Annotated in this window: 24 protein-coding genes; 12 read left to right on the top strand and 12 right to left on the bottom strand. The window is 54.2% G+C overall.

Annotation, left to right across the window (positions count from 1 at the left end; genetic code table 11):
- The first annotated feature begins 232 nt into the window (after positions 1 to 232).
- The 8 genes from CCY01nite_RS09585 (at position 233) to CCY01nite_RS09550 (ending at position 6817) form a co-directional block, all read left to right on the top strand.
- On the top strand, positions 233 to 850 hold the full coding sequence (locus CCY01nite_RS09585; protein ID WP_246129899.1) for a DUF47 domain-containing protein: 618 nt from the start codon (positions 233 to 235) through the stop codon (positions 848 to 850).
- Between the two features lie 21 nt (positions 851 to 871).
- Positions 872 to 1876: an inorganic phosphate transporter gene (locus CCY01nite_RS09580; RefSeq protein WP_146860051.1), complete on the top strand. Its 1005-nt coding sequence runs from the start codon at positions 872 to 874 to the stop codon at positions 1874 to 1876.
- Positions 1877 to 2052: 176 nt separating this feature from the next.
- A complete protein-coding gene (rfbA, locus tag CCY01nite_RS09575) occupies positions 2053 to 2913 on the top strand; it encodes a glucose-1-phosphate thymidylyltransferase RfbA (protein WP_146860049.1) in 861 nt (286 codons plus the stop codon).
- Positions 2914 to 2948: 35 nt separating this feature from the next.
- Positions 2949 to 3980 carry a UDP-glucose 4-epimerase GalE gene (galE, locus tag CCY01nite_RS09570; RefSeq protein WP_146860047.1) on the top strand — a complete coding sequence of 344 codons (1032 nt, stop codon included), beginning with the start codon at positions 2949 to 2951 and terminating at the stop codon, positions 3978 to 3980.
- A gap of 41 nt (positions 3981 to 4021) precedes the next feature.
- Positions 4022 to 4984, top strand: a complete 963-nt coding sequence (locus tag CCY01nite_RS09565) for a transketolase family protein (RefSeq protein WP_146860045.1) — start codon at positions 4022 to 4024, stop codon at positions 4982 to 4984.
- 114 nt (positions 4985 to 5098) lie between these two features.
- Complete coding sequence (locus tag CCY01nite_RS09560; protein WP_146860043.1) at positions 5099 to 5650, top strand: RNA polymerase sigma factor; 552 nt, start codon at positions 5099 to 5101, stop codon at positions 5648 to 5650.
- Between the two features lie 35 nt (positions 5651 to 5685).
- Positions 5686 to 6318 carry a hypothetical protein gene (locus CCY01nite_RS09555; RefSeq protein WP_146860041.1) on the top strand — a complete coding sequence of 211 codons (633 nt, stop codon included), beginning with the start codon at positions 5686 to 5688 and terminating at the stop codon, positions 6316 to 6318.
- A gap of 4 nt (positions 6319 to 6322) precedes the next feature.
- The gene (locus CCY01nite_RS09550; protein ID WP_146860034.1) at positions 6323 to 6817 is read left to right on the top strand and encodes a hypothetical protein; all 495 of its coding nucleotides are present in this window, start codon (positions 6323 to 6325) and stop codon (positions 6815 to 6817) included.
- Here CCY01nite_RS09550 and CCY01nite_RS09545 read toward each other — a convergent pair.
- The 7 genes from CCY01nite_RS09545 to purD form a co-directional block, all read right to left on the bottom strand.
- Positions 6810 to 7559 (bottom strand): MBL fold metallo-hydrolase, encoded by a 750-nt coding sequence (locus CCY01nite_RS09545; RefSeq protein ID WP_246129898.1) that lies wholly within the window; start codon positions 7557 to 7559, stop codon positions 6810 to 6812. The two genes, CCY01nite_RS09550 and CCY01nite_RS09545, sit on opposite strands and share 8 nt — an antisense overlap.
- A 17-nt stretch (positions 7560 to 7576) precedes the next feature.
- Positions 7577 to 8863, bottom strand: coding sequence for a rod shape-determining protein RodA (gene rodA, locus CCY01nite_RS09540; RefSeq protein ID WP_146860032.1), 1287 nt, complete (start codon positions 8861 to 8863; stop codon positions 7577 to 7579).
- The gene (mrdA, locus tag CCY01nite_RS09535) at positions 8860 to 10836 is read right to left on the bottom strand and encodes a penicillin-binding protein 2 (protein ID WP_146860030.1); all 1977 of its coding nucleotides are present in this window, start codon (positions 10834 to 10836) and stop codon (positions 8860 to 8862) included. Before mrdA ends, rodA begins: the two co-directional genes overlap by 4 nt.
- Positions 10837 to 10865: 29 nt before the next feature.
- The gene (locus CCY01nite_RS09530; protein ID WP_146860029.1) at positions 10866 to 11375 is read right to left on the bottom strand and encodes a rod shape-determining protein MreD; all 510 of its coding nucleotides are present in this window, start codon (positions 11373 to 11375) and stop codon (positions 10866 to 10868) included.
- Positions 11372 to 12274, bottom strand: coding sequence for a rod shape-determining protein MreC (gene mreC / locus CCY01nite_RS09525; protein WP_146860027.1), 903 nt, complete (start codon positions 12272 to 12274; stop codon positions 11372 to 11374). Before mreC ends, CCY01nite_RS09530 begins: the two co-directional genes overlap by 4 nt.
- Positions 12275 to 12341: 67 nt before the next feature.
- Positions 12342 to 13364 carry a rod shape-determining protein gene (locus tag CCY01nite_RS09520; protein ID WP_146860025.1) on the bottom strand — a complete coding sequence of 341 codons (1023 nt, stop codon included), beginning with the start codon at positions 13362 to 13364 and terminating at the stop codon, positions 12342 to 12344.
- A 151-nt stretch (positions 13365 to 13515) separates the two neighbouring features.
- Positions 13516 to 14799: a phosphoribosylamine--glycine ligase gene (gene purD, locus CCY01nite_RS09515; protein WP_146860023.1), complete on the bottom strand. Its 1284-nt coding sequence runs from the start codon at positions 14797 to 14799 to the stop codon at positions 13516 to 13518.
- Positions 14800 to 15054: 255 nt separating this feature from the next.
- On the opposite strand from purD, the gene CCY01nite_RS09510 reads away from it, so the two are divergent.
- The 4 genes from CCY01nite_RS09510 (at position 15055) to bla (ending at position 20491) form a co-directional block, all read left to right on the top strand.
- Entirely contained in the window at positions 15055 to 16758 is a 1704-nt protein-coding gene (locus CCY01nite_RS09510) for a peptide MFS transporter (RefSeq protein WP_146860021.1), read from the top strand.
- Positions 16759 to 16865: 107 nt separating this feature from the next.
- Entirely contained in the window at positions 16866 to 18935 is a 2070-nt protein-coding gene (locus tag CCY01nite_RS09505) for an OPT family oligopeptide transporter (RefSeq protein ID WP_146860019.1), read from the top strand.
- Between the two features lie 24 nt (positions 18936 to 18959).
- Entirely contained in the window at positions 18960 to 19472 is a 513-nt protein-coding gene (locus CCY01nite_RS09500; protein ID WP_146860017.1) for a hypothetical protein, read from the top strand.
- Positions 19473 to 19558: 86 nt separating this feature from the next.
- Positions 19559 to 20491, top strand: a complete 933-nt coding sequence (gene bla, locus CCY01nite_RS09495) for a class A beta-lactamase, subclass A2 (RefSeq protein WP_146860015.1) — start codon at positions 19559 to 19561, stop codon at positions 20489 to 20491.
- Positions 20492 to 20584: 93 nt separating this feature from the next.
- Here bla and CCY01nite_RS09490 read toward each other — a convergent pair whose 3' ends face one another.
- The 5 genes from CCY01nite_RS09490 to CCY01nite_RS09470 form a co-directional block, all read right to left on the bottom strand.
- On the bottom strand, positions 20585 to 21787 hold the full coding sequence (locus CCY01nite_RS09490) for a DUF1501 domain-containing protein (RefSeq protein ID WP_146860013.1): 1203 nt from the start codon (positions 21785 to 21787) through the stop codon (positions 20585 to 20587).
- Between the two features lie 11 nt (positions 21788 to 21798).
- Entirely contained in the window at positions 21799 to 23250 is a 1452-nt protein-coding gene (locus CCY01nite_RS09485) for a DUF1800 domain-containing protein (protein ID WP_186830982.1), read from the bottom strand.
- A 157-nt stretch (positions 23251 to 23407) separates the two neighbouring features.
- Complete coding sequence (locus CCY01nite_RS09480) at positions 23408 to 24484, bottom strand: HesA/MoeB/ThiF family protein (RefSeq protein WP_146860011.1); 1077 nt, start codon at positions 24482 to 24484, stop codon at positions 23408 to 23410.
- A gap of 51 nt (positions 24485 to 24535) precedes the next feature.
- Positions 24536 to 25558 (bottom strand): M48 family metalloprotease, encoded by a 1023-nt coding sequence (locus CCY01nite_RS09475; RefSeq protein WP_146860009.1) that lies wholly within the window; start codon positions 25556 to 25558, stop codon positions 24536 to 24538.
- 3 nt (positions 25559 to 25561) lie between these two features.
- Positions 25562 to 26107 carry a GNAT family N-acetyltransferase gene (locus CCY01nite_RS09470; RefSeq protein WP_146860007.1) on the bottom strand — a complete coding sequence of 182 codons (546 nt, stop codon included), beginning with the start codon at positions 26105 to 26107 and terminating at the stop codon, positions 25562 to 25564.
- Positions 26108 to 26116: the final 9 nt, after the last annotated feature.

Here is a 26116-nt window from a genome sequence, read left to right as displayed (position 1 = left end):
ATGGCCAGATGGGACCTCGCATTACACCTCCCTGTTGCAAAATTTACCAGGCTCGGTTACGTATGCAAAGGAAAAATCGCTATATTACTTTTATATTAACTCAGTGTTAAGTAATTATTAATTCTGATTTTTTCTTGGCACCTTTACCTCCGGATAGCTAATTTTGCGGCAAAATTTTGTCATCTAACAACAATCTTATATGGGAGGCTTTAATTCTATTGTTAAACTGTTCATGCCTAAGGACCGGGTATTTTACTCACTTTTCGAGGATGTTGCAGCGAACCTGGTGGAAATGGGTAAAGTGCTGGTAGAGCTGGTGGAGACAAAAGATATGGAGATCCGCAAGGACAAAGTGCACCTGATCGAGCGGCTGGAACACAAGAACGACGATTATACGCACCGTATTTTCGTAGAATTGGGTCAGAACTTCATTACCCCGTTCGACCGGGAAGATATCCACTACCTTGCTTCTACGCTGGATGACGTGGCGGACTACATCCATGGTTCCGCCAAAAGAATAGATATGTACAAAGTGATCGAGATCAACGACAGCGTTCGCAAACTGGCTGACCTTATCAACCAGGGCGTGCTGGAGCTGGCCCGTGCTATTCCCGAACTGCGTACCATGAGCAACATGCGTGCGATCACCGATGCCTGTGTAAAGATCAACAGCCTCGAGAACCATGCAGATGATATTTACGACCGCGCCATTGCCGATCTGTTCGAGCTGGAAAGCAATGCTGTAGAGCTGATCAAGATGCGCGAAATCTATCAGGCGCTGGAAATCGCCACTGACAAGTGTGAAGATTCCGCCAACGTGATAGAAACCATTATCATCAAATACGCTTAGAGCAGCTAATCCACTCTTCTCATGGTCTTTCTTGTTATTATTATAATTCTTGCCTTTATTTTCGATTATATCAATGGTTTCCACGATGCGGCCAATTCCATCGCCACCATTGTATCCACCAAAGTGCTGACGCCGTTCCAGGCGGTGCTTTGGGCGGCCCTTTTCAACTTTGCCGCCTTTTTCGTTTCCAAATATATCTATGGCGAATTCAAGGTGGGCAATACCATTGCCAAATCGGTATTCGAGCAATATATCACCCTCAAGGTGATCTTTTCCGGCCTGATCGCGGCCATTACCTGGAACCTGCTTACCTGGTGGTACGGCATCCCTTCCAGCTCTTCCCATACGCTGATCGGGGGCTTCATCGGGGCGGCAGTAGCCAATTCCGGCGGGTCGTTCGATGTGATCAACTACGCAAAAGTGCTGCCTACAGTGTATTTCATTGTACTGGCGCCCTTCATAGGCATGGTAGTGGCCTTTCTGATCACGGTGTTCATTGTAAATGTCTGTAAAAAGGCCAATCCCTACCGGGCGGAAAACTGGTTCAAACGCCTGCAGCTGGTATCTTCGGCGGCTTTCAGCCTCGGCCACGGCGGTAACGACGCCCAGAAAGTAATGGGTATCATTGCGGCCGCGATGGTGGCGCATGGCAGTATCGGCAATCTGAAGGACGTGCCGGACTGGGTGCCCTTCGCCTGCTTCACGGCCATTGGCCTGGGTACGCTCAGCGGCGGCTGGAAGATCGTGAAAACGATGGGGACCCGTATTACGAAAGTTACGCCGCTGGAAGGCGTGAGCGCGGAAACAGCCGGTGCTGTGACCCTTTACCTCACAGAAAGCCTGGGCATCCCGGTGAGCACCACCCACACCATCACCGGCGCCATCATCGGCGTGGGCGCTACCAAAAGGCTGTCCGCCGTTCGTTGGGGCGTTACGGTGAACCTCCTCTGGGCCTGGATACTCACTATTCCCATCAGTGCATTGCTGGCCGCGGGGGTTTATTTCATCGTCAACCTCTTTATTTAAAACGGCAAAACATATTCAGATCCCCGGCAGCTGACAGGTTGCCGGGATTTTTTTTCCTGTTGCTTCCCGCTCCCCCGTTTCCGTACCCGTAATAAGTTTTGCTAATTTTTTTTAGCATTACTAGGACAAATAGCCCACCTCCCCTATTTTTGTGCCTCCAAAACTCGCTTTTATCCATGAAGGGAATTATTCTCGCCGGAGGTTCCGGAACACGCCTGCACCCGATCACTTATGCGATCAGCAAGCAGATCATGCCGGTTTACGACAAGCCGATGATCTACTATCCGCTCAGTACGCTGATGCTGGCCGGCATCCGGGAGATCCTGATCATCAGCACCCCGCATGACCTGCCCGCCTTCCAGCGCCTCTTTGGCGACGGCAAACAGTACGGGCTCCAGCTTTCCTATGCGGAGCAGGCCGTGCCCAACGGGCTGGCCCAGGCTTTTGTGATCGGGAAAGACTTCATCGGCAAGGATAACGTGGCCCTGGTGCTCGGCGACAATATATTCTATGGCGCCGGTCTCGGCACGCAGCTGGCCGACAACATCAACCCCGACGGCGGCATCGTATATGCCTACCAGGTATCCGATCCAGAGCGGTACGGCGTAGTGGAATTTGACGCGGACATGAAAGCCGTATCCATCGAAGAGAAGCCGGCGCAGCCCAAATCATCCTACGCGGTACCCGGCCTTTACTTTTACGATAACGAGGTGGTGAACATCGCGCAGGAGCTGCAGCCCAGCCCGCGCGGGGAATACGAGATCACAGACGTGAACAGGGAATACCTCCGCAGGGGCAAGCTGAAAGTTTCCATCCTGCCGCGCGGCACCGCCTGGCTGGATACCGGCACTTTCGACTCGCTGATGCAGGCTTCCCAGTTCGTGCAGGTGATCGAACAAAGGCAGGGCATCAAGATCGCCTGCATCGAGGAGATCGCTTACCGCAAAGGCTTCATAGGAAAGGCGGAGCTCGAAAAGCTGGCGCAGCCCCTCGTAAAAAGCGGGTACGGTCAGTACCTCATGAACCTGATCAAATAGAAGGCTATTATATCACATAATCTAACTTATCAGCAATGCAAAAAGTGCTTGTAACAGGCGGGTGTGGATACATCGGGGCCCACACCATCGTAGATCTGATCAACCATGGATTTGAAGTAGTGTCCGTAGACAGTAACATTCGCAGCACCACGCAGCTGCTGGAAGGCGTGGAAAAGATCACCGGCAAAAAGGTACGCAACTACAAAGTGGACCTTTGCAACCTGGAAGACACCCATGCCGTATTCCATGAGAACCGCGACATCGTGGGCGTGATCCATTTCGCGGCCCTGAAAAGCGTGGGAGAATCTGTAAACGATCCCCTGTATTACTTTCAGAACAATATCACCTCCCTGGTGAACGTGCTGAAATGCATCAAGGAATTCAATGTCCCCAACTTCGTATTCTCTTCTTCCTGCTCCGTGTACGGCAATACCACCGCGCTGCCGGTAGTGGAAGAAACCCCGCTCGGCGAAGCGCAGTCACCCTACGCGCGCACCAAGCAGATGGGCGAGCAAATCATTGAGGATTACAGCCGGGTGAACAATACGCAGAGCATCCTGCTCCGCTATTTCAACCCCGTAGGCGCACATTCTTCCGCGCTCATCGGCGAGCTGCCGCTGGGCAAGCCGGACAACCTGGTGCCCGTGATCACCCAGGTAGCTATCGGCAAACTGCCGAAGCTGACCGTATTCGGCACCAACTACCCCACCCGCGACGGCTCCTGCATCCGCGATTATATTCACGTGATGGACATTGCCAACGCGCATACCAAAGCCCTGCAATACCTGCTGGAAAAGCGCAATACGGACAATTGCGAGGTGCTCAACCTCGGCACCGGCAACGGTGTGACCGTGCTGGAAGCCATCCGTGCCTTTGAAAAAGTGTCCGGCGTGAAGCTGAACTATGAGCTGGGCGAGGCCCGCCCCGGCGACGTGATCGCCATCTACGCCAACAACTCCAAAGCCCGGGAAAAACTCGGCTGGACGCCGGAAACAGGCATTGAGGATTCCATGCGGACGGCCTGGCAGTGGGAAGTAGCGCTGCGCGACAGGGTTTTAAACAATTAATTCTTTATTTTACTAGCTTTGCGGCACAAATCTCAGGCACAATGGTAAAAGACATACAAGTACTGAATGAAAAGGAAACCCGCGGCGGATTCGGCGAGGGCATCCTGGAAGCGGGTCGCCGGAACCCGAACGTCATCGCGCTGACAGCGGACCTGCTGGGCTCCATGAAGCTCCAGGCGTTTATCAAGGAATTCCCGGACCGCTTTGTTCAATGCGGTATTGCCGAAGCCAACATGATCGGCGTGGCCGCGGGCCTCACCATCGGCGGCAAGATCCCCTACACCACCACTTTTGCCAACTTCTCCACCGGCCGCGTGTACGACCAGATCCGTCAGTCCGTAGCCTATTCCGGTAAAAACGTGAAAATATGCGCATCCCACGCCGGCCTCACGCTCGGCGAAGACGGCGCTACCCACCAGATACTGGAAGACATCGGCATGATGAAGATGCTCCCCGGTATGACGGTGATCGTGCCTTGCGATTTTAACCAGACAAAAGCCGCCACCATAGCCATTGCTGACTATGAAGGCCCCGTATATCTCCGCTTCGGCCGCCCGAAATGGCCCAACTTTACCCCCGAAGACCAAAAATTCGAGATCGGTAAAGCACAGGTGCTCAACGAAGGTACCGATGTAACGCTCTTTGCCTGCGGGCACCTCGTATGGAAATGCGTGGAAGCCGGCCGCATCCTCGAAGAACAGGGATACAGCGTAGAGCTGATCAACATCCACACCATCAAGCCGCTGGATGAAGAAGCCGTGCTCAAATCCATTACCAAGACCGGCTGCGCCGTTACCGCTGAAGAACATAACGTGCTCGGCGGCCTGGGAGACAGCATTGCGCAGGTAGCTGCCCGCCACATGCCCATCCCCATTGAATATATCGGCACAAAAGATACTTTCGGGGAAAGCGGCAAGCCGCTGGAACTGCTGAAAAAATACGGCCTGGATACGCCCCAGATCGTAGAGGCCGCCCTCAAGGCCATGGCCCGCAAAAAAAGTTAAAATTTACAGGTGATTAAACTTCCTGCCGCAAAAACCATCATATTGTTGATGGTTTTTTGCTTTTCAGGGGGGTTTGTATCGATAGAATTTAATATTTTCATGGTTTAACCACCTATGGCTGTATCGCAAGAAGATAACGAACTACTGTCGCTATACAGGCAGCCTGACACAAAAGAGAAGGGATTTACGCTGATCGTGCGGAAGTACCAGGAACGGTTGTATTGGCATGTCAGGCGGCTGGTAATAGATCATGAGGATGCAAACGACGTGTTGCAGAACATGTTCATCAAGGTTTGGAAAAGCCTTGGGGATTTCCGTGAAGATGCCCGCCTGTACACCTGGTTATACAAGATCGCTACGAATGAATGCCTCACTTTCCTGGAGCAGCAAAAACGAAAGGCAGCCATTTCACTGTCAGACGTGGAATCCGGCCTGAGCAACAAGCTGCAGTCAGACAGCCAGTTTGATGCGAACAAAATAGAATGGAAGCTGCAAAAGGCCATTCTCATGCTGCCGGAAAAGCAGCGCGTGGTCTTCAACCTCCGGTATTACGATGAAATGCCGTATGAAGAGATGAGCCGGGTGCTGGAAACCTCGGAAGGCGCGCTCAAAGCCTCCTATCATCATGCGGTAAAGAAGGTGGAGGAATTCATGAAAAACAATTGATTTAAACCATTTGTAATAATAAGGGTCTTATTAAGATGACAAACAAAGGGAAAGATATCAGGAACGAAATACGGGAAGTAGCCCCCGGCCTCGGCACATTGGGCTCCTCACCGGATTTCAGCGTGCCGGGTGGATACTTTGAGGAATTTCCCGGCAAGCTGATGGCGCGCATCCACGCCATGGAAGCCAGTGAAGCGGTAACGGCCGAACTGGCCGAGGTGTCTCCCCTCCTGGCCGCGGCGCCCCGCCAATCACCGTTCTCCGTACCCGACAATTATTTTGAATCGCTGACCCGCGAGGTGTCTGACCGCAAATTTGAAGGCACACCCGGCAGAGTGGTGAAAATGAGCCGCAGGCTCCGGCTGTATAAAAAATGCCTGGTAGCCGCCGCCATCGCCGGCGCCGTCAGCGTAGGCGCCGTGCTGCTGTCCAAACAGTTCAGCACCAATTCGCTGGATAAACAAATAGCGCAGCTCAGCGACCAGGAGATCATAGATTACCTGCAATTCCGTACGGATGCTTTCGATACCGAGAGCATCTTCGCCAATGCCGTGCTGGACGATGATACGGACAACATGCCCGACATCGCGCTGCCGGAAGAGCTGTCCACCGAAGAGATAGACGCAATACTGGAAGAGAACTTATTAAAAGATGTACCGTTTAACTAAAAATATGAACCCAGGTTTACTGATCCGGCTGCTCATACTGCTGCTTGTTTCCGCTCCCGCCGCACTGGCCCAGGAGCAAGGCAAACCGCAGCAGGCACAGTCCAAGCAGGACAAGATCAAGTCACTGGAAATCGCTTATATTTCCAGGGAACTGGACCTCACGCCGGAAGAAGCGCAGAAATTCTGGCCGCTTTACAACAAATACACCCGTGAAGTGAACGAGCTGATCGCGGAGCGCAAGCGCCGGGCGCAGGAGCTGAAAGGCAAGCCCCGCACCGATGATAAAGTAGCGGAAGCCGCGCTGGACAAGGAACTGGGGTATGAAAAGAGGATGATCGATATCAAGACGCGCTACAAGCAGGAGTTCCTGAAGGCCATCCCCGCCCGCAAAGTGGGCATCCTGTACCGTTCGGAAAGAGAGTTCCGCAATATGATGATCCGGCAGATGAAAGAGCGCAGGGAGAACAAGATGATGCGCCGGCAGAACAAACCTAACTGAACTTCGTAGTCGGCAATTTCGTATCGTGATAGAAAAGGAAGGTCCAGTCTTCCGCCTTTCCCCGCTCCATAAATTCCTGGCGTAACTCCATGCTGCGCTTCCCGTCGTAATCGTATTTCGCCACAAAACGGCTTTTCATCTGCGATATCTGCGGCGCCACATCTCCCCCGAAAAACACTTTATCTTCTCCGTCATCTATCAGAAATACCTGGTGATAAGGGCAATGCCCGCCGGTCATTTCATAATGGATATATCCGTCAATGCTGCCGTTGCCGTCCGTGATCACTACGTTATCCCGCTTTGGCAGCAGATCAATTTCCGCTTTGAGATAGGATTTACCGTCGTTGGCAAACGCATATTCCAGCTCCTGCCGGTTCACGTAATAAGTGGCATGCGGGAAGCTCAGCGAACGTTCCCCCGTCACCGGGTCTTCCACGCTCACGCCGCCGGCATGGTCCTTATGCAGGTGGCTCATGAGCACCTTGGTCACTTCCATGGGGTTGATGCCATTGTCGATCAGGTTCTGGTGCAGCTGCAGCACGCCGTCCGCGTTGCGGAAGCCGAGGCCGGTATCCAGCAAAAGGATGTCGCGGTCCGTGATCACCAGGAAAGGCTGGATCTCCACCAGCAAAGAGCCGGCGCCGCGGTCTTTCATCGAGTCTTTCTGTTCATCGAAGGGAATGAAGCTTTTGGTTCCGTCTACTGTAAAACTGCCTTCAGACAAGGGAATAATTCGAGCCATGCCGCAAAAATACTGCTTTATCGCAATACCATCTGCCTGTCCGCATCCAGCCGCAGCATAATGAAGATGAGCATGGTGAACGTCATCAGGGAAGAACCGCCGTAACTCACCAGTGGCAGCGGAATGCCGATCACCGGCGCCAGGCCGATGGTCATCGATATATTAATGGCGAGATGCAAAAAGATAATACTGGCTACCCCGTACGCATATACGCGGCTGAAGGTCGATCGCTGGCGTTCGGCGATATGGATGATCCGGAAGAGCAACGCCACATACAAGCCCAGGAACAGCAAGCTGCCGGTAAAGCCGAAATCCTCCCCGATAGTACAGAAGATGAAGTCAGTGCTCTGCTCCGGCACAAAGTCGAACCGCGTTTGCGTGCCTTTCAGGTATCCTTTCCCCCACATGCCCCCGGAACCGATGGCGATCATGCTCTGGCGGGTGTTATAGGTAGCCTTGGGATCGTTTTCCTTGCCCAGCATCACCTCTATGCGGCGCACCTGGTAATCTTTCAACACTTTGGTGAACACAAAGGGAACGATGAACAGCACAAAGGCCGAGCAAAAGCCCCATATGACAAGGATCAGCGCCAGCCGTGACCGCTTGCGCCGGATCTCGCGGCGGCTGAAATAGATCACCAATGCGGCGATGCCGGTGAAGATGTAGAGTAATATGAACTTGTCCACCAGCAGGGAAGACAGTACGAGGATGATCAACGAGAAGGCGATCACGAGCAGGATGCCCGGCAGCCCTTCGCGGAACATCACGAGGAAGAAACAAAGGTATACCAGTGCGAGGCCCGTTTCATCCTGCAGGATGATGATGCCGCAGGGTACCAGTACCATGGCGGCGGCGATCAGCCGGGCGCGCATCTTGCTGAAATCCGTTTCGAGCGACGACAGGTATTTGGCCAGCGCAAGGTTGGTACAGAGCTTCGTGAATTCCGCCGGCTGGAAGCGGAAGCCGCCCAGCTCCAGCCAGGAGTTCGATCCTTTCACGCCGGTGCCGATCGCCAGTACGATCAGCAGCAGCAATATCCCGAAAGCATAGAAAAGGTTGGCTGTTGCGGTAAAGAATTTACTGTCCGTGAGCCAGATGCCCGTGGCGAGGACCATAGATACGCCGAACCAGAGCACTTGCCGCGCCCAGTTTTTGTTCTGGCCCAGGAGGTTCTGAAGAATGTCGTCCCCTTCCCGGTATTCCGCCGCAAAGATGGCCAGCACCCCTATCAGCACCAGCGCGAGGTACATCCCGAATATGGGCCAGTCGATTCCTTCTGTCAGCTTCGCTTGTGAGCGGTTCATTTTTTCAGGTTATTTGAAATGATCTTTTTCAGCAGGTCTTCTCCGTAAGTAGCGGCGTAGCTTACGCTGTTCAATGAGTCCAGTTTTGACTTCGCCTTCATTTCGGGCGACATGGTTTCGGCCTCCAGCATCCTTTGCAGGATGGGGCGGCGTTTCACTGAAATGGAATCCGTCAGGTATTTTTCCATCAGGATGCTGGCGATGGGTACGGCGTACGTTGTACTGAAGCCGGAGTTCTCCACGATCACCGCAATGGCGATCTTCGGATTGTCACGCGGGGCGAACCCTACAAAGAGGGAGTGGTCTTTCAGCTTCTCGATCTTTCCGTTGATCCTCGCCTTGTTCTCCGCCGTACCTGTTTTTCCGCAGACGATGATGCTGTCCATCGCCGCGCCGCGCGCCGTTCCGTTTCTCACCACATCTTCCAGGCCGAGCACTACGGAGTTGAAGGCTTCATTTGAAATATGCGATACGCGGTGTTTTTCCTTGTATTTGGACAGGATGTCTGACTGATCGCCGTCTATGCTTTCCACGAAATGCGGGATGTAATAATACCCGCGGTTGGCGATGATGCACATGGCGTTCGCCAGCTGCAGGGGCGTAACGCCGAGCAGGCCCTGGCCCATGCCCACATACATTTCGGAGCAGGAGTTCCAGGAACCGTTGTACCGCCTGTTCATACGGCCTGTATCCGGGATGATGCCGCCCAGCTCGCTGGGGATGTCGATTCCCACGCGGTGGCCGAAGCCCATCGCGCTGAGGTATTCCGTCCACTTGGCCTGCCCTTTCATTACGCCGCCCCATTTGGGCGCGTCTACGGACATGCGGTAGACATGCATGAAATACGAGTTGCAGGAGTTGGCGAGCGCCAGCCGGATATTGGCGGCGTGGCCGGGATTGCTGTGCAGGCAGCGGCTGAAGCGGCCGCAGAGGCCGTAGCCGCCCCGGCAATTAAACCCGAAGTCCGGGGTGATCACGCCCATGTCCAGCCCGATCAGGCCGGTAATGGGCTTGAAGGTGGAGCCCGGCGGGTAGGCGGCCTGGATGGCGCGGTTGTATAATGGCTTGGTCGTGTCTACGTACAGCTTGTTGAAGTTCTTGGCGCGGAAGGAACCGGAAAGCAGGTTCGGGTCGAAGGAAGGGCCGCTGACCATGGCGAGGATGCCGCCGGTCTGCGGGTCGATGGCTACGATGCTGCCTACTTTTCCTTTCATCAGGCGCTCGCCGAGCACCTGCAGCTCAATGTCCAGCGCCAGCCGCAGGTTCTTTCCCGCGATGGCCGCCGTATCAAACTCGCCGTTCTCCAGCGAGCCCTGCGGGCGGTTCAGGTTATCCTTCATCAGGTATTGTATCCCGCGCTGCCCCATGAGGATGCTTTCGTATGTTTTCTCCAGTCCCGTTGCACCGATGTAATCTCCCGGCTGGTAAGCGCTGTATTCGCCGGAAGGGTCCTTGAGCTGCCGCGGGGAGATCTCGCTGATATACCCGAGAATGCTGGCGCCCACGCCGTAGGGGTACGACCGCACCGGCCGCAACACCAGCTCGAATCCCGGCTGGAAGCGGTGCATGCTTTCCTGCAGCTTGCCGTACATGTCCGGCGTGAGCAGCGATGCGAACACGGATTGCCGCACGCGGCCGTTCCTGATGATCGATTCCACGATCCTTTTATGAAATTCTTCCTTATCGATCTGCAGGATGCTGCACAGGTAGGCCGTATCTATTTTTTTGACGTTGGACGGGGTCACCATCAGGTCGTACAGCGCTTCGTTGCGCAGCACGCTCAGGCCATTGCGGTCGTAGATGATGCCGCGGCTCGGGTAGATGACCTTCTTCAACACAGCATTGGCATCCGCCAGCTTCGAATATTTCGTTTCGATCACCTGCAAAAAAAACAACCTCACCACGATGAGCGACACCATGCCAAGGATGATCAACTGGATAACTCTTTTTCTGGGCTGATTATAAACAGACATGCAGGTTCCTGAATTAAGGCTTAATATACTTATTTCCTGCTAAAGAACAACAACTCGTATAGCAGCACAAGAAAGAGGCTGACCGCGGTGGATAGCAGGATCTTGATCAACAGGTACAGGGGATCGGCGAAACTGAAAACGGACAGGCAGAAATATACGATGTTGTGTAACAGGACGAGGATAGAAACATAAATAGCGAACTGCGAGGTGCCCATGCTGGTCACCGACGGCGTGCGCTGGATCACTTCAAAGCCTCCCTGCGGCGAGAGGATGTTGAGAATGAAGGGGCGCAGGTACGCGATGAACACGCAGGCCGCGGCATGCAGGCCCATGGTATCGGTAAACATGTCCAGCGTAAGGCCGAGCAGCAGGCCAAGCAGCTGTACCGCCGGGCGGGGCAGGTTGAAAGGCAACAGGAGGATGAAGAGCATGTACAGGTAAGGGTTCACCAGCTGATGGATCAGTATCTGGTCCAGCACCAGCACCTGGAACAGGATCAGTAAGATGAAACGGATGATATTTTTTAACAGTATGCTCATTTTAGCAGGTTGCGTGTAGAGTCTTCCAGCTTCATCTGCTCGTCGCGCAGGAGGTTCTCGATCACATACACATATTGCAGGTTGTAAAAGTTGGTAGCGAGTTTCAGGCGGATGTTATAGGAGGTGCTGGACCTGTCTGACACCCGGAACGTATCGATATACCCGATGGTGATGTTCTCCGGGAAGAACGCGGAGAAGCCGCTGGTGACGATGGTGTCTCCTTTCTGCAGGATGGCGCTGCGCGGCACGTCCTTCATTTGTGCGAACCCGGCATTGGCGCCGTCCCAATACACCGTGCCGATCTCGCCGGAGCGCCGCATTTTGGCGCTTACGCCGAAGTTGGACGTGGCGGAGGCGGATGATTTGTACAGCAGGGAAACGACTACCGCGTAGTTGTCGCTTACGCTGCGCACCACACCCACGATGCCGGTGGGGCTCACCACGCCCATGTTGGGGCGGATGCCGTGCTTGCTGCCGCGGCGCAGGGTGATGGTGTTGATCTCGCGGTTCACGGAGTTGTTGATCACCTTGGCTTCGCGGTAGAGGAACTTGCGGGCTTCCACGCTCATGAGGTTGCGGGCGGAATCATTGCTGAACCGGCGCAGCGTATCGTATATCACCGTGCTGCCGGTGTCGCTGATCTCGAAAGAAGAGGCCAGCTCGTTCCGCAGGATGGTGTTTTCCCTGACGAGGCTGTCGTTGGTAGACTGAAGATGGAAATAATAGGTAACGTCGTTATACCGGGAATACAACTTGCCGCTCATGGCGTTGGAGGAGTTGAGGTAAACGGTACGCTGAAAATTGTTGTGCCGGAATACGAAAATAAAGCAGATCACTTCCAGCAGCAAAAACAGAAAGAAGTTGAAATACCGCCTTAAAAAAATGATCAGATTTCGCACTTGATTCGAATGTAAGGATTCCGGGTATGCGGCAGGCCCCGGGTGTGCGGGGCCTTACCAGGTAATATTATTGCATCAGGAAAGGATATTTGCCGATATGTTTCAGGGCAATGCCGGTTCCTCTCACCACGGCGCGCAGCGGATCGTCCGCCACGTGCACAGGCAGTTTGATCTTTTGTGAAAGCCTTTTATCCAGCCCGCGCAGCAGGGCGCCGCCACCCGTGAGGTAGAGGCCGCGGCGGTAGATGTCGGACGCCAGCTCCGGCGGCGTTGTTTCCAACGCCTTCAGAATGGCTTCTTCTATTTTAAAGATGGATTTGTCCAGCGCTTCTGCGATCTCCTGGTAAGATACCATGATCTGCTTGGGAATGCCCGTTACCAGGTCACGGCCGTTCACCGGTATCTCGTCCGGCGGATTGTCCAGCTCCTTCAACGCCGAACCGATCTGTATCTTGATCTGCTCAGCCGTTCTTTCACCGATCAGCAGGCTGTGATAGCGGCGCAGGGCTTCCATGATGTCCGCAGTGAACTCGTCACCTGCGATACGGATACTCTGGTCGCACACGATACCGGCCAGGGCGATCACGGAGATACCGGTGGTACCGCCTCCGATGTCGATGATCATGTTACCCACCGGCTCTTCCACGTCTATGCCAATACCGAGGGCAGCGGCCATCGGCTCATGAATCAGATATACTTCCTTGGCGCCGGCCTGCTCCGCGGAATCGCGCACCGCACGTTTCTCCACTTCCGTAATGCTGGAAGGGATACAGATCACCATCCGCCAGCTGGGCGCAAACAACGGCTTCTTGGGATATATCATTTTGATCAGCTCCCGGATCATGCCTTCCGCAGCATTGAAGTCCGCGATCACCCCGTCTTTCAACGGACGGATGGTACGCAGGTATTCATGCGTCTTCTCGTGCATCATCATCGCCTTTTTGCCGACAGCGACGATCTTGCCACTGGCTCGTTCTATAGCTACAATGGAAGGTTCGTCCACAACCACCTGGTCATTATGAATGATCAGCGTGTTGGCAGTTCCAAGGTCGATTGCAATCTCCTGAGTTAAAAAGTTAAAGAAGCCCATTGTTTGATACGGTCAAAAATATTTGAATGCAAAAATGAATAATTCTAACGAATATACGACGCAATTATTGGATTTTTCAAGCAGGAACCTGAATTAAATGCCACGGATGCAACATGCATTTTTTATCTATCCGTGATCACTGTACGAAGTTTCATCCGCTAATGAACTCATATCCAATATCTCTCCTGTAATACTTGCCCTCGAACTGAATGTTTTCGGCCGTCTGCCTGGAGTGAGCGAGCGCTATCTGCAAATCGCCTGCCAAAGATGTAACGGTCATTACACGCCCGCCGTTCGTCAGCACTTTATCGCCGTCCGCTTTGGTGCCCGCATGGAACACCAGCTGGTCTTTGGCCGGCGCCGGCACTTCCGTAATGGGCTTGCCTTTCTCGTATGCCTCCGGATATCCTTTGCTTACCAGCATCACCGTAGCAGCCACGCGCGGATCTTCCACGATCTGCACGGCATCCAGCTGCTGCCGCTGCACGGCGGAGAACAGCTCCGGCAGGTCATTCTGCAGGCGCGGTATCACCACTTCCGTTTCCGGATCGCCCATCCGGCAGTTATATTCGATCACATAAGGCTCCCCATCCACATTGATCAATCCGAAAAATATGAAGCCCTGGTACACGATCCCCTCCTTTGCCAAACCATCCACTGTGGGGCGGATGATATGATCTTCCACCTTCCGCATAAATTCCCCCTGTGCAAATGGCACCGGCGATACGGCGCCCATCCCGCCGGTGTTCAGCCCGGTATCCCCTTCGCCAATGCGCTTGTAGTCTTTCGCGGTGGGTAATATTTTATAGTGCTTGCCGTCCGTCAGCACAAAAACCGATAGCTCGATGCCGGTGAGGAACTGCTCTATCACCACTTTCTTACTGGCCTCCCCGAACTTCGCCGCTTTGATCATCTCTTCAAACTCCGCTACCGCCTCATCGTGGGAGGAGGTGATCACTACCCCTTTGCCCGCCGCGAGGCCGTCCGCCTTCAGCACAATGGGAACGGTGTGCTGGCGCAGGTAGGCCACGCCTTCATCGAAATTGCTTTCATCGAACTCGCGGTACGCAGCGGTAGGGATCTGGTGGCGCTGCATGAACTGCTTGGCAAAGGCTTTGCTGCCTTCCAGCTGCGCGCCTTCTTTGGACGGGCCGATCACCGGAATGTGCTGCAAGGCCGCGTCTGATTTGAAGAAATCATATATCCCCAGTACCAGCGGCTCTTCCGAGCCGGGTATCAGCATGTCTATTTTATTGTCTATACAGAAGTCCCGGATCTTCGCGAAGTCGCTCACCGCGATGTTTACGTTCGTGCCATGCGCCGCTGTGCCCGCATTTCCGGGGGCAATGTACAGTTGGCTGCATGCGGCGCTTTGTGCTATCTTCCATGCCAGGGCGTGCTCCCGGCCACCACTTCCTAAAAGTAAAATATTCATTTGTCTTCAAAATTGCCTTGATGGAACCGCGCAGAAATGCTTATCGTGCCCGGTTTCATAATGAATTGAAACGTAATAAGTATGAGGGGGATCCGGTTACATGGCACTGGCCGGGCAGCCGGAAAATTTTTGCAAAGTAAACCCAAAAAAGCCAGTTTTTTCACCGGGATACCTGATTTTCTTTATATTGCCGCCTCTATTTTCTGCGTAACTGCTTATTTGAGAGTAAAACAACTAGAATCAAACTAACCATTTATGAATGCGAAGCTAGCATCAACAGGGCACCCTAAGGGGCTGTACGTGTTATTTACCACTGAAATGTGGGAACGTTTCAACTATTATGGCATGCGGGCCATCCTCGTGCTTTTCCTTACCAAAGCCCTGGCTTTTGACAAAGCTTTCGCTTCCAGTTTATATGGCAGCTATACCAGCCTTTCCTATCTCACGCCGCTGATCGGCGGATTTGTGGCAGACCGGTACTGGGGTAACCGCCAGTCCATTATCATCGGCGGTTTGCTGATGGCGCTCGGGGAATTTATATTATTCGGATGTGCTTCCGTATACACCACTTCTCCGCAGCTGTCCACCTTCCTGTTCTTCACCGGCCTGGGCGTGATGATCGCTGGCAACGGCTTCTTCAAGCCCAACATTTCTTCAATGGTGGGTCAGTTATATAATGAAGGTGACCGGCGGATAGATGCGGCTTATACTATCTTTTACATGGGCATCAACGTAGGCGGCGCCCTCGGCCCCGCGATCTGCGGCGCTGTAGGCGATACTGGCGATCCTGCCGATTTCAAATGGTCGTTCCTCGCCGCGGGCATTGCCATGCTGCTGAGCGTGATCACCTTCCGCTGGCTGAAAGACCATTATATCCGCCGCCCCGATGGCACGCCGCTCGGCACACCGCCGGCTGACGCCAAGCAGGGCAAGATGGTTCTCGTGTACATTGGTCTTTTCATCATGTCCTGCGCCATGATCGGCATGTTGTATACAGACGCCAAAGTGGTGCCGTTCCTGACCTACCTGCTGCTGCTGGCCGTACTGGCCATCGGCGCCATGATCTTCTCCGACAAGAAGCTGACCGTGGCTGAAAAGAAAAAAATCGCGGTCATATTCATCGTCGCCTTTTTCGTAATCTTCTTCTGGGCCGCGTTCGAGCAAGCGGGCGCTTCCCTTACTTTCTTTGCGGACGAGCAGACCAACCGCGAGCTGAACCTCGACATCCCGCTGTGGGTAGTTTCCATTCTCTCCGCCGGCCTGCTGTATGTGCTCTACAAAGCTTTCACCAGCGCGCGCAAAAATCTGCAGGAAGACCCGAAAGGCGTAAGAATGATCATCTACCTGCTGCTGGCAGCAGGCGCCGCTTACCTCGTGTACCTGAACATTTCTCTGATGACCGGCAGCGACAGCAGCGTCACCGTGAAGGAACTGCCCGCCAGCACCTTCCAGTCCCTCAACTCCATTTTCGTAGTCACTTTCGCTCCCCTGTTCGCCTTCATCTGGCTTAAACTCGGGAAATATGAGCCGTCATCCCCCACCAAAATGGCCATGGGCCTCATGCTGCTGGCTATCGGCTACCTCGTGATAGCATTCGGCGTGAAAGACGTGGCGCCGGGTGTGAAGGTAACCATGATGTACCTGATCGGCATGTACGCACTGCATACCTGGGGTGAGCTTTGCCTTTCACCCATCGGCCTCGCGCTGGTGAACAAGCTCGCGCCTGCCAAGTTCGCTTCGCTGCTGATGGCGGTATGGTTCCTCGCCAACGCTGTTGCCAACAAGCTCGCAGGCGAGTTGAGCGCCTTGTATCCGGACGGTAAAACAACGGTGTTCCTTGGTTACCATATGAGCAACCTTTACGAATTCTTCATGCTGTTCGTAGGCATGGCCGGGGTCGCTTCCCTGATCCTGTTCGGCCTCACGAAACAGTTACAGAAAATGATGAACGCACAATAGCGATAAAAAATGCGGAGCCACCCACTCCGCATTTTTTATTTACATACCATGAAAAATCACTATATTTAATAGGTTAAATCAGAAAATCCATCTCCTAACACCTCCTTATGTCGTCCAACAAATTCAAGCCTTTTGTAGCGCCCGAAGTCAAGATGAAGGAATTAACCCTCAAGTCCATCCTCCTCGGATGTGTTGCGGGTGTGATCTTCGGCGCCGCCACGGTATACCTTGCCCTGAAAGCGGGACTGACGGTTTCGGCTTCCATTCCCATTGCGGTGATCGCCATTACGTTGGGACGGAAGTTCTTCAAAACCACCATCCTGGAGAACAACATCATTCAGACCACCGGCTCCGCCGGCGAATCGATCGCGGCAGGGGTGGTGTTCACCCTGCCGGGTTTCCTGTTCCTTTCCGCGAACGAGCAGGGGCAGAGCAGCGGGGAGGCTTATTTCGACTATATGACTATCCTGATACTCGCCATCTTTGGCGGTATCCTCGGTACGCTCATGATGATCCCGCTGCGGCGGTCGCTCATCGTAAAAGAGCATGATACATTGCCCTACCCCGAAGGCACCGCCTGCGGCTCCGTGCTCAAAGCCGGTGAAAAGGGAGGCGAGTTTGCCAAAACGGCTTTCCTGGGATTGGGCTTTGCGCTCGTGTACGCCATGCTGCAAAAAGTGCTGCATGTGATCGCGGAAACCCCCACCTTTCTGACGAGGCAGACGAACAAGATCTTCCCTTCCGCAAAGGTCAGCGGCGAGATCACGCCGGAATACCTGGGCGTGGGCTACATCATCGGCCCCCGCATTGCGGGCGTGCTGGTGGCGGGCGGGGTGCTGGCATGGTTATGCCTCATTCCTTTGCTGGCTTCGCTGATCCCCGCGGAAGTTATCGCCACGCAGCTCGTTAAACTCGGATTGCTGGCGGACCTCAACACCGCCGGCGGCTCCGGCGGATGGGACCCGGCCACCCGTACCTTCAGCGATTATTCCTCCGCCATCTACCAGGCCTACGTGAAGCAGATCGGCGCGGGCGCCGTAGCAGCCGGAGGATTCATCACACTCCTGAAGACCATCCCCACCATCATATCATCCTTTAAAGACAGCCTCGGATCACTGAAAGAAAAGAATGAAAGCGAAGCCGTACCCAGAACGGAAAGAGATATTTCCTTCAAGGTGGTGATCATCGGCAGCGTCGCGCTTATCCTGCTGATGGCCCTGCTGCCGCAGCTGCCCGGCGATTCTATCTGGAACAAGCTGCTGATCGGCTTGCTCGTGGTGATCTTCGGCGCGTTCTTCGTAACGGTGAGCAGCCGCATCGTAGGCCTCATCGGCAGCAGCAACAATCCCATTTCAGGCATGACCATCGCCACCATCATGGGCACCTGCCTGATATTCATTGCCGTGGGATGGACGGGTAAAGTTTTTGAACCGATGGCCCTGGTGGTAGGAGGCATGATCTGCATCGCCGCGGCCAACGCGGGCGCCACTTCGCAGGACCTGAAATCAGGATATATTGTCGGCGCCACACCAAGAAACCAGCAAATTGCGTTATTTATCGGAGCGATCGTTTCTTCGCTCGTGATCGGATGGACGGTGCACATATTGGATACGCCCACGGCGGAAATGGCCTCACAGGGTATTCAGCATGCCATCGGCACCGAAAAATATGCAGCGCCCCAGGCTACACTGATGGCTACACTCATTAAAGGTATTCTGTCCTTTAACCTCGACTGGCAATTCGTGCTCGTAGGCGTGTTCATTGCCATCACACTGGAACTCTGCGGCGTCAAGTCCCTGTCCTTCGCGGTAGGCGCTTATCTTCCGTTGTCCACCACGCTTCCCATTTTCATCGGCGGCGCTATCCGCGGGCTGGTGGAATGGAAGCAGAAACGCTCCGGCATACAGCTGAGCGCGGAAGAAGAAGAGCTGGGCAAAGGCAACCTTTTCGCGACCGGCCTGGTAGCGGGCGGTGCGGTAGCCGGGGTGATCGTAGCCGTGCTTTCCGTGAATGAAAATGTAGCGGAAGGATTGAAGAAAGTGAATGCGGAACATGGACTGAGCGGCTTGCTCGGAAGCGGAGGCTATCAATTGCTTGGCGTATTGTTCTTTGCAACGATGGGATATGTACTGTACCGCATCGGCCGGCAAAAACAGACATCGATCGAAAAATTATAATTGATCATAAAACGGTATTATCCTATGCCTGGAAAATTGTCCCTGTCAGGCGCGGCTGCTTTTCTCCTGCTGCTGGCCGCCTGCAAGTCCAACGAAGATGTAACGCCCACGCGCAAGTTCATCTCCTTTAAAATGGACAACAAGGTGGTGCTGTCTGAACAGAGCCACCGGGCCTATTATTCACCCGGTAACCTGACGGACACGGACCCCGCCAACGACCGGGCGGAGCTGCTGATCTCGGGATACAGTTATGAAAAGGACGTGATCAACATCCGCGTCACTTCCGCTTCCGCGGACATCACGCCCGGCGTGTACCGGAATACCGCGCCCGGCACCGGCATGGTCATGGAAATGAGTTCCTCGCTGGAGCTGATCACAGCGGATGACCAGTTCGGCGATTTCACCATCATCATTCATCAATTAAAAGATTCCCTGGTGACCGGCCAGTTCAACGGCACACTGGTAAGCGAGGACGACGGCAGCCTGAAAACCGTGAAAGACGGATATTTCAAAGTAGTATACCGGAATTATTACTAACCGGAAAAATCCTGCAAATTATATGGTCATCGCGATACATCGTGATGACCTTTTTTATAACTTGATGCACCCAAACACCTGACTATATGAAGCTGACCGCGATCTCCGCCGCAACATTATTTCTCATGGCCGCATGCAATGCGCCCGCCACCCGCAATAATTCCGCTGATTCCACCGCATCCGAAGCGCCGGGGCTGAGCGACAGCCTGCGCAATGAAATTGCCGCCATCGCGGCACGCTCCGGCGGAACCGTAGGCGTCGGCATCATGAACCTGCACACCCGCGACACCCTGAACTTCCAGAACGACCCGGTTTACCCGATGCAAAGCGTCTTCAAATTCCCCATCGCCATGGCTATTCTGCACCAGGTGGACGAAGGGAAAATGAAGCTGGAACAAAAGATCTATATCGATAAAAAATGGATGGTGCCCGGCACCTGGAGCCCGCTGCGCGATGCATTCCCCGATGGCAATGTGGATCAGACGCTGGCGCAGCTGCTGGAATACATGGTGTCCCAAAGCGATAACATCGCCTGCGACCTCCTTATCGATCTCGCCGGCGGCGAAGCCGCGATCAATGACTACGTACATGGCCTCGGCGTAAAGCAGATCGCCATCGTGGCCAGCGAAGCCAAAATGGCCAGCGCATGGGACGTGCAGTTCACCAATTTCTGCGCGCCTTCCGCCATGGTGCAGCTGCTGGACATCCTGCACAAAGGCTCCGCGCTCTCCAAAACCAGCAATGATTTTCTGTGGGACATCATGCTGAAAACCTCCACTGGCCCCAAACGCCTCAAAGGTCTGCTGCCCGTCGGTACGCCCGTGGCGCATAAAACAGGTACTTCCGGTGTGCGGGACGGCGTGGCCGCCGCTACGAACGATGCGGGGATCATCGTGCTGCCGAACGGACAAAAACTCGCCATCGTGGTATATGTGATGAATGCAAGATCGGATGAAGCCACCCGCGAAGCAACGATCGCGCAGATCGCGAAAGCCGCGTATGACAAGGTGGCGCAGTAAGCCAGATTTCGCAGGCATATAAAAGGAACAGCCCCCGCAACAGGGCAAAACATATAAAAGAAACGGCCCCTGCAACGGGGCCGTTTTCATTGATCAGATAAACGACAAATGCTCGTATTTCTTTTTCAGGATCATCTGGTCATCCGCCCCTAACCATTTGTTCAGCAGCGTGGCGTACACGCTTTTGAAATCCACTTTATACTGCAGGTCCCCGTCTTTCAGGTTCGTCAGGTCAGGCCCTTCATTGAGCACGCCCTTTTCTTTCAATCCCCCGCCGATCAGGAACATGTTGTTCGCCGTGCCGTGGTCCGTACCACCACTCGCATTCTGCCCAACGCGGCGGCCAAATTCGGAGAAGGTCATCACCAGCACGTCCTGGAAGCGGTTGTTCTTTTTCAGGTCGCCCACAAAAACTTTCAGCGCTTCATTCAGCTGATCGAACAGGCGTTTCTGCTGGTTCTCCTGCCCCACATGCGTATCAAAGCTGCCGTGCGAAACGTAGTATACGCTGGTATTGATATCCGTCATGATCAGTTCCGCGATGGTCTTCATGTTACGGCCCAGCTCCGAATTGGGATAGGACTCTTTGCTCTTGTACGTTTTGAATTGCTGGCGGATGTAAGCGGCCGAAGAGATTGTTTCCGCCATCGTCTTGTAGAGATAGCCTACGTTCTGATGTTCGTCCGCATGCTGTTTGGCGAGCAGTTCCCGGAAGTATTTATCGTTGCTGGCGCCGAACAGCCGGTTGGGATCGGTGAGCGCCAGACCTTTCACATGATCGCCTTTCATGGCCAGGCTGAGCGTATCGTCTATTTCCAGCGCCTGCGTAGGTTTGTCGCAATCCTTGCATTGCACGTCCAGGTAGCGGCCCAGCCAGCCCGTGCTCCAGTTCTCTTCGGAATCGCTGGCGCTTTGCCAGATGTCCATAGACCGGAAGTGCGAGCGGTTGGGGTTGGGATATCCCACGCTGTTCAGCACGCCGAGCGATCCTTCGTCATACAGTGATTTGAAGCTTTCCAGCGCGGGATGGATACCGAGTTCATCATTCAGCGCGAGCGCTTTTTCCCGTTTGATGCCCAGCTGGGGGCGCATCCGGTAATAAATATCGTTGCGGTAAGGGATCACGGTGTTGAGGCCGTCGTTGCCGCCGGACAGCTGCACGACCACGAGCACTTTGTTGCCGGGGGGCACCAGGTGGCCCTGTTCCATCGCCTTGAGGAACTTCGGCAGCATCAGGCTGGCGGAAGCGAGCGAGCCTACCTGCAGAAAACGGCGCCTGTTGATATGTAAGGTCATAGTAGCAGATTTTAACAAAGTTGATATTCCGGCGTGCTCATTACATCGATGGTGATCGTTTTGATGTAATTATCACGGGTGGATGTATCTGAATATTTTTCAAGCAGACTTTTATCGATCTTTTCATTTTTCACCAGCAGGCTCTGCGCGATGCTGTCTGCCAGCGCTTCGCGCGGCACATCTTTATACCCCGCGATATAGGCCGTCCAGTCGATGTCCGCATTCACCCTGCGGGCATATTGCTTCCGCAGAAATTCGTTCACCTGCATCGTCATCTTGTAATTCTGCCCTTCGCCCATTTCCGGTGTGATCTCTTTGGGCTTCACATTGAATTCCTGCGAATACAGGATGATCTGCGGAACGCGCATCCGGAACATGAGGCTGGAGCTGTCTATCCAGCTTCTGCCGCCGGGCCAGCCGGCTACGTTAGGCGGATAAAAAAGCGTTTGTCCCATTACCCGCTGGAATACCAGCATGGCCTCCTCCTGCTCGAACCGCATAGGAATGGCCCTGCGCAGGCCGATCAGCAGTTCCATGGGAGATTTGATGCGGCTGCCGATGTTCTTTTCCTCGTAAAACCAGTCCGCCATAAAGATCTCCTGCATCAACGCGCGGAGGTCGTAGCCGGATTGATAGAATTTATCAGCGAGGTGCGCGATGTGGGTTTCATCCGGGTTTTCTTCATTGACGAAGTATTTGTAGATCTTCCGGGTGATGTATTTCGCGGTCTGTTTTTGTTCGAGCAATATTTTGATCACATCATCGCCGTTGAAATTGCCGGTTTTACCGAGGATGGTCTTTACGCCTTCATCATGGGTATTTTTGCGGAACCTGAATTGTCCCACCTGATCGTACGACCAGCCGGTGAACGCCCTGGCTGCTTCCTTGATATCCTTTTCCGTGTATCCGCTGCCCTGCCCCATCGTGAAAAGCTCCATCACTTCCCGCGCGAAGTTCTCGTTCGGCCTTTGCTTGCGGTTTTGCTGGTTGTTCAGGAAAGCCAGCATGGCGGGGGTTTTGGATACCTCCGAGAGCAGCGTGCCGAAGTTGCCCAGTCCGTGTTGCCGGATCACCTGCAGGAGCTGCTGGTTGAACAATACGTTCTGCGTGCGGCAGGCGAAGTGCCCGTGCCAGAAGAGGCCCATTTTTTCACGCAGCGGATGGTCGCTGTCGATCATCGCGTGGGTCCATAGCACGCTGAGGTCTTTGATGCCGTTGGTATTCATGCGCTGCAGCATCTTCCGCTCTTCGGCGCCCATGTTCTTCGCTCTCCTGTAATCGGGGAGGTCCGTTTCATCCACCACCTTTACGGGGTTCAGGTCGGATTCGGGACCGAGGACCAGTTTGCGCACTACTTCCTTGCGCCGCTTTTTGGCCCAGGAGCGGATCACGGGAAGACTTTCGCCAAAACCCGCCCTCCAGCCCAGGTGTTGCAATTGTATGTGTTCGGGAACAGCAGCCATAAATAAAAAATTTAAAATAAGACGGAAGGATAAAAGGAAAGTTTAAATGGCCAGGTACTGGTAACAATAAAAAAACACAAATTTCATTCCAGCGGGGGCTAACGTTTGAAATGCAGGTGTTAAACTTTTCGGAAATCCTGCCGAACCGCAGCAGCATTCAATACGTCGCCATATTATTATCCACTTCACCGGCCCAGGCATGGATGCCGCCGGTAACGTTGTATACCTCGCTAAAACCCAACTGCACAAGGAGTTGCGCAACAGCTTTACTGCGCATGCCGTGGTGGCAGATCACCGCGACCGGCTTTTTCTTCGAAAGGCTGGACACCGAGGCTTCCACGCGGCGCATGGGGATGTGTACTGCTCCATCGATATGGCAAATATCCCATTCTTCTTTTTCCCGCACGTCCACCAGCAGGAAGTCATGGCCATTTTCCAGCCACTGCTGCAGTTCTTTTACAGACAGCAGTTCCATGGTCACGGCGTCGCATATACTATCACCATAACTATCCTGCAGCTCCGAGATACGGAGGTTTGCGGAAATGGTCTGGAAGGTAAATATCTGGTGGATATTATCCAGTATGTTGATGCTTAACAGTTGATTGGTCAGCGGCTCCCCGATCCCGCAGATCACTTTCACCGCTTCGTTCGCCTGGTAGCAGCCGATGAGGCCCGGCAGCACCCCCAGCACACCGATCGTGTTACAATCCGGCGCGTTCCCCGGCACAGGGAACAGGCAACGGTAAGTAGCGCTGCCTTTGTAGTTGAACACGCTCACCTGTCCCTCATATTCAAAAATAGACCCCGAAACAAACGGCTTCTCCAATATCACACAGGCATCATTCACCAGGTAACGGGTGGCGAAATTATCGCAGCAATCGATCACCACATCGTACTTCCCGATGATCTCCAAAGCGTTGGCCGTAGAAAGATAAGTGGAATGGGGTATGAAAGTAACTTCGGGGTTCAGAGCCTCCAGCCGCGTGATGGCTGTTTGCAGCTTGGGTTTGCCTTCATCTTCCGTGTTGTAGATCACCTGCCTTTGCAGGTTGGTGATGGACACGGTATCCTGCTCCACGATGCCGATGGTGCCCACGCCCATGGCGGTAAGATATTGCAACACCGGCACACCGAGACCGCCTGCTCCCACCACCAGTACGGCGGCCTTGCGGAGCATTTCCTGTTTTTCAGCGCCAAAGCCATTCAGGCGTATTTGTCGGTCATAGCGGTCCATATCGGCACTAATTTCGGAATTTTTTTGCTGGCAGTCAATATGCGGGGTGCATCACTTTTTCAACTCCGTCCATATCTCCTGCAAGCCCGCAGGCACCGTGTCCGCCGACGCACCGCGCAACCTTTCCTCCACATATCTTATCCTGTTCCCAAGGTCAGGGTGACTGCTCAGCCATTCCGAATGCGCGGCGGCGCCATCTTTCTGCAATGTCCGGAACAGCCAGATATATCCTTCCCCGTTGATGTGCCGCGCTTCCAGCAGCGCCAACCCGTTCAGGTCCGCTTCCCGCTCCAGGGAACGGGAATATTCCAGGTGTTGCAGCGTGTTGGCGTTTTCCACCACCACGGCGCTGATGCCGGACAGGTCGCCGAACACAAGGCTTACCATCATGTACGTGCCGAGGCTTTGTAAAAGAGCGCGCGTGGTATGCCGCAGCTCCACATGGGAAAACTCGTGCGCCAGCAATGCCGCCAGTTCTTCCGGCCGCTGCATCTGCTCAAGCAGGCCGGTGAACACCACGATGCGGCCGCCCGGCACCGCGAAGGCATTGAGCTGCCGCTCTTCCACTACCGTGATCTTCACCGGGTAAGCGGAAGGAATATGCAGCGCTCCGAAGAACCGGTTCACCAGCGCCGTTTTTGCTTCATTTACTTTGAAGTCCCCGATCATGGCCTTGTAAGCGCTTTCTCCCATCTCTGTTTCATATTCCACCGGCAGGCTTTGCGCGGCGCGGCCCGCCAGGAACGGTATCAGCCAGAAATAGGCCGCCAGCAGCAATCCCGCGATAACAATACCCAGCCCCGCGAGGAAAGGGACCACATACGACCGGTACTTTTTCGACAGCTGCTTCGCCGCAATAGCGGCAAAAGCCGCGTCCGCTACTTTCAGCGTCTGCAGGGGCAGGCCGGCATGATGCAGATCCGGACCGTTGCCCTTCACCACGTTGTACCAATACCAGTATACCACACGTGCATCTTTCAGATGGATTTCAATACGTTTATTCGTTACCGTTACAACGGCGGGTTGAATGTTATCGGGGGAATCGTAGGAATAAAGCCCTTCAAAGCGTTGCATGGGTCACAGGGGTTTGATGCGTTTGCTCATGACCACCAGGTCCGCCCAGCTGCCGTCAGGCTGGCGGATGCCTTGCGGGATGCGGCCATGTTCGGTAAAGTTGAAATTGCGGTAGAGCTGGATCGCTCTTTCGTTGGTGGACAATACTTCAAAATGGATCACGCTGATCACAGGATGCTCCTCCACCCAACGGATCGCCGCTGTCAGCAACCGCCTCCCGATCCCCATGTTCCAGTACTTGTGCAGCACGGCCACACCAAGCAGCGCCATATGCTGCTGCTTCGAAAACCGGTTCTGGTTCAGCGTCAGCGAACCGGCGATCTCGCCCTCCACGTCCGCCACCAGGAAAAGATGGTTGGGATGGTTCATATAGGAAGCGATGAATGCCTCCTCCGCGGCCAGGTCAAAGCCTTTCGCCTCCGCATAGGTATACAGCAGGAAGTCCGTTTCCTGCGTAAGCTGTAGAAAACAATCCAGGCAATGCTGCGCATCACGGATCCCGGGTGTACGGATCACCAGCTGTTTGCCGTTGGGAAGAAAATGGCGCATAAACAAGCG

The sequence above is a fragment of the Chitinophaga cymbidii genome (genome assembly GCF_007992715.1).
GTDB lineage: Bacteria > Bacteroidota > Bacteroidia > Chitinophagales > Chitinophagaceae > Chitinophaga > Chitinophaga cymbidii.
Note: the sequence above shows the minus strand (reverse complement) of the source record. Positions and strands in the feature narration are given on the sequence as shown.

Bases quoted from the DNA above. Each gene is read 5' to 3' on its own strand.
- CCY01nite_RS09510 (WP_146860021.1), top strand. From the start codon at position 15,055: ATGAATGCGAAGCTAGCATCAACAGGGCACCCTAAGGGGCTGTACGTG.
- CCY01nite_RS09475 (WP_146860009.1), bottom strand. From the start codon at position 25,558: ATGCAACGCTTTGAAGGGCTTTATTCCTACGATTCCCCCGATAACATT.
- CCY01nite_RS09480 (WP_146860011.1), bottom strand. From the start codon at position 24,484: ATGGACCGCTATGACCGACAAATACGCCTGAATGGCTTTGGCGCTGAA.
- CCY01nite_RS09565 (WP_146860045.1), top strand. From the start codon at position 4,022: ATGGTAAAAGACATACAAGTACTGAATGAAAAGGAAACCCGCGGCGGA.
- CCY01nite_RS09530 (WP_146860029.1), bottom strand. From the start codon at position 11,375: ATGAGCATACTGTTAAAAAATATCATCCGTTTCATCTTACTGATCCTG.
- CCY01nite_RS09550 (WP_146860034.1), top strand. From the start codon at position 6,323: ATGAACCCAGGTTTACTGATCCGGCTGCTCATACTGCTGCTTGTTTCC.
- CCY01nite_RS09520 (WP_146860025.1), bottom strand. From the start codon at position 13,364: ATGGGCTTCTTTAACTTTTTAACTCAGGAGATTGCAATCGACCTTGGA.
- CCY01nite_RS09500 (WP_146860017.1), top strand. From the start codon at position 18,960: ATGCCTGGAAAATTGTCCCTGTCAGGCGCGGCTGCTTTTCTCCTGCTG.
- CCY01nite_RS09580 (WP_146860051.1), top strand. From the start codon at position 872: ATGGTCTTTCTTGTTATTATTATAATTCTTGCCTTTATTTTCGATTAT.
- CCY01nite_RS09585 (WP_246129899.1), top strand. From the start codon at position 233: ATGCCTAAGGACCGGGTATTTTACTCACTTTTCGAGGATGTTGCAGCG.
- purD (WP_146860023.1), bottom strand. From the start codon at position 14,799: ATGAATATTTTACTTTTAGGAAGTGGTGGCCGGGAGCACGCCCTGGCA.
- galE (WP_146860047.1), top strand. From the start codon at position 2,949: ATGCAAAAAGTGCTTGTAACAGGCGGGTGTGGATACATCGGGGCCCAC.
- mrdA (WP_146860030.1), bottom strand. From the start codon at position 10,836: ATGTCTGTTTATAATCAGCCCAGAAAAAGAGTTATCCAGTTGATCATC.
- CCY01nite_RS09545 (WP_246129898.1), bottom strand. From the start codon at position 7,559: ATGGCTCGAATTATTCCCTTGTCTGAAGGCAGTTTTACAGTAGACGGA.
- CCY01nite_RS09560 (WP_146860043.1), top strand. From the start codon at position 5,099: ATGGCTGTATCGCAAGAAGATAACGAACTACTGTCGCTATACAGGCAG.
- CCY01nite_RS09490 (WP_146860013.1), bottom strand. From the start codon at position 21,787: ATGACCTTACATATCAACAGGCGCCGTTTTCTGCAGGTAGGCTCGCTC.
- rfbA (WP_146860049.1), top strand. From the start codon at position 2,053: ATGAAGGGAATTATTCTCGCCGGAGGTTCCGGAACACGCCTGCACCCG.
- bla (WP_146860015.1), top strand. From the start codon at position 19,559: ATGAAGCTGACCGCGATCTCCGCCGCAACATTATTTCTCATGGCCGCA.
- rodA (WP_146860032.1), bottom strand. From the start codon at position 8,863: ATGAACCGCTCACAAGCGAAGCTGACAGAAGGAATCGACTGGCCCATA.
- CCY01nite_RS09555 (WP_146860041.1), top strand. From the start codon at position 5,686: ATGACAAACAAAGGGAAAGATATCAGGAACGAAATACGGGAAGTAGCC.
- CCY01nite_RS09505 (WP_146860019.1), top strand. From the start codon at position 16,866: ATGTCGTCCAACAAATTCAAGCCTTTTGTAGCGCCCGAAGTCAAGATG.
- CCY01nite_RS09470 (WP_146860007.1), bottom strand. From the start codon at position 26,107: ATGCGCCATTTTCTTCCCAACGGCAAACAGCTGGTGATCCGTACACCC.
- CCY01nite_RS09485 (WP_186830982.1), bottom strand. From the start codon at position 23,250: ATGGCTGCTGTTCCCGAACACATACAATTGCAACACCTGGGCTGGAGG.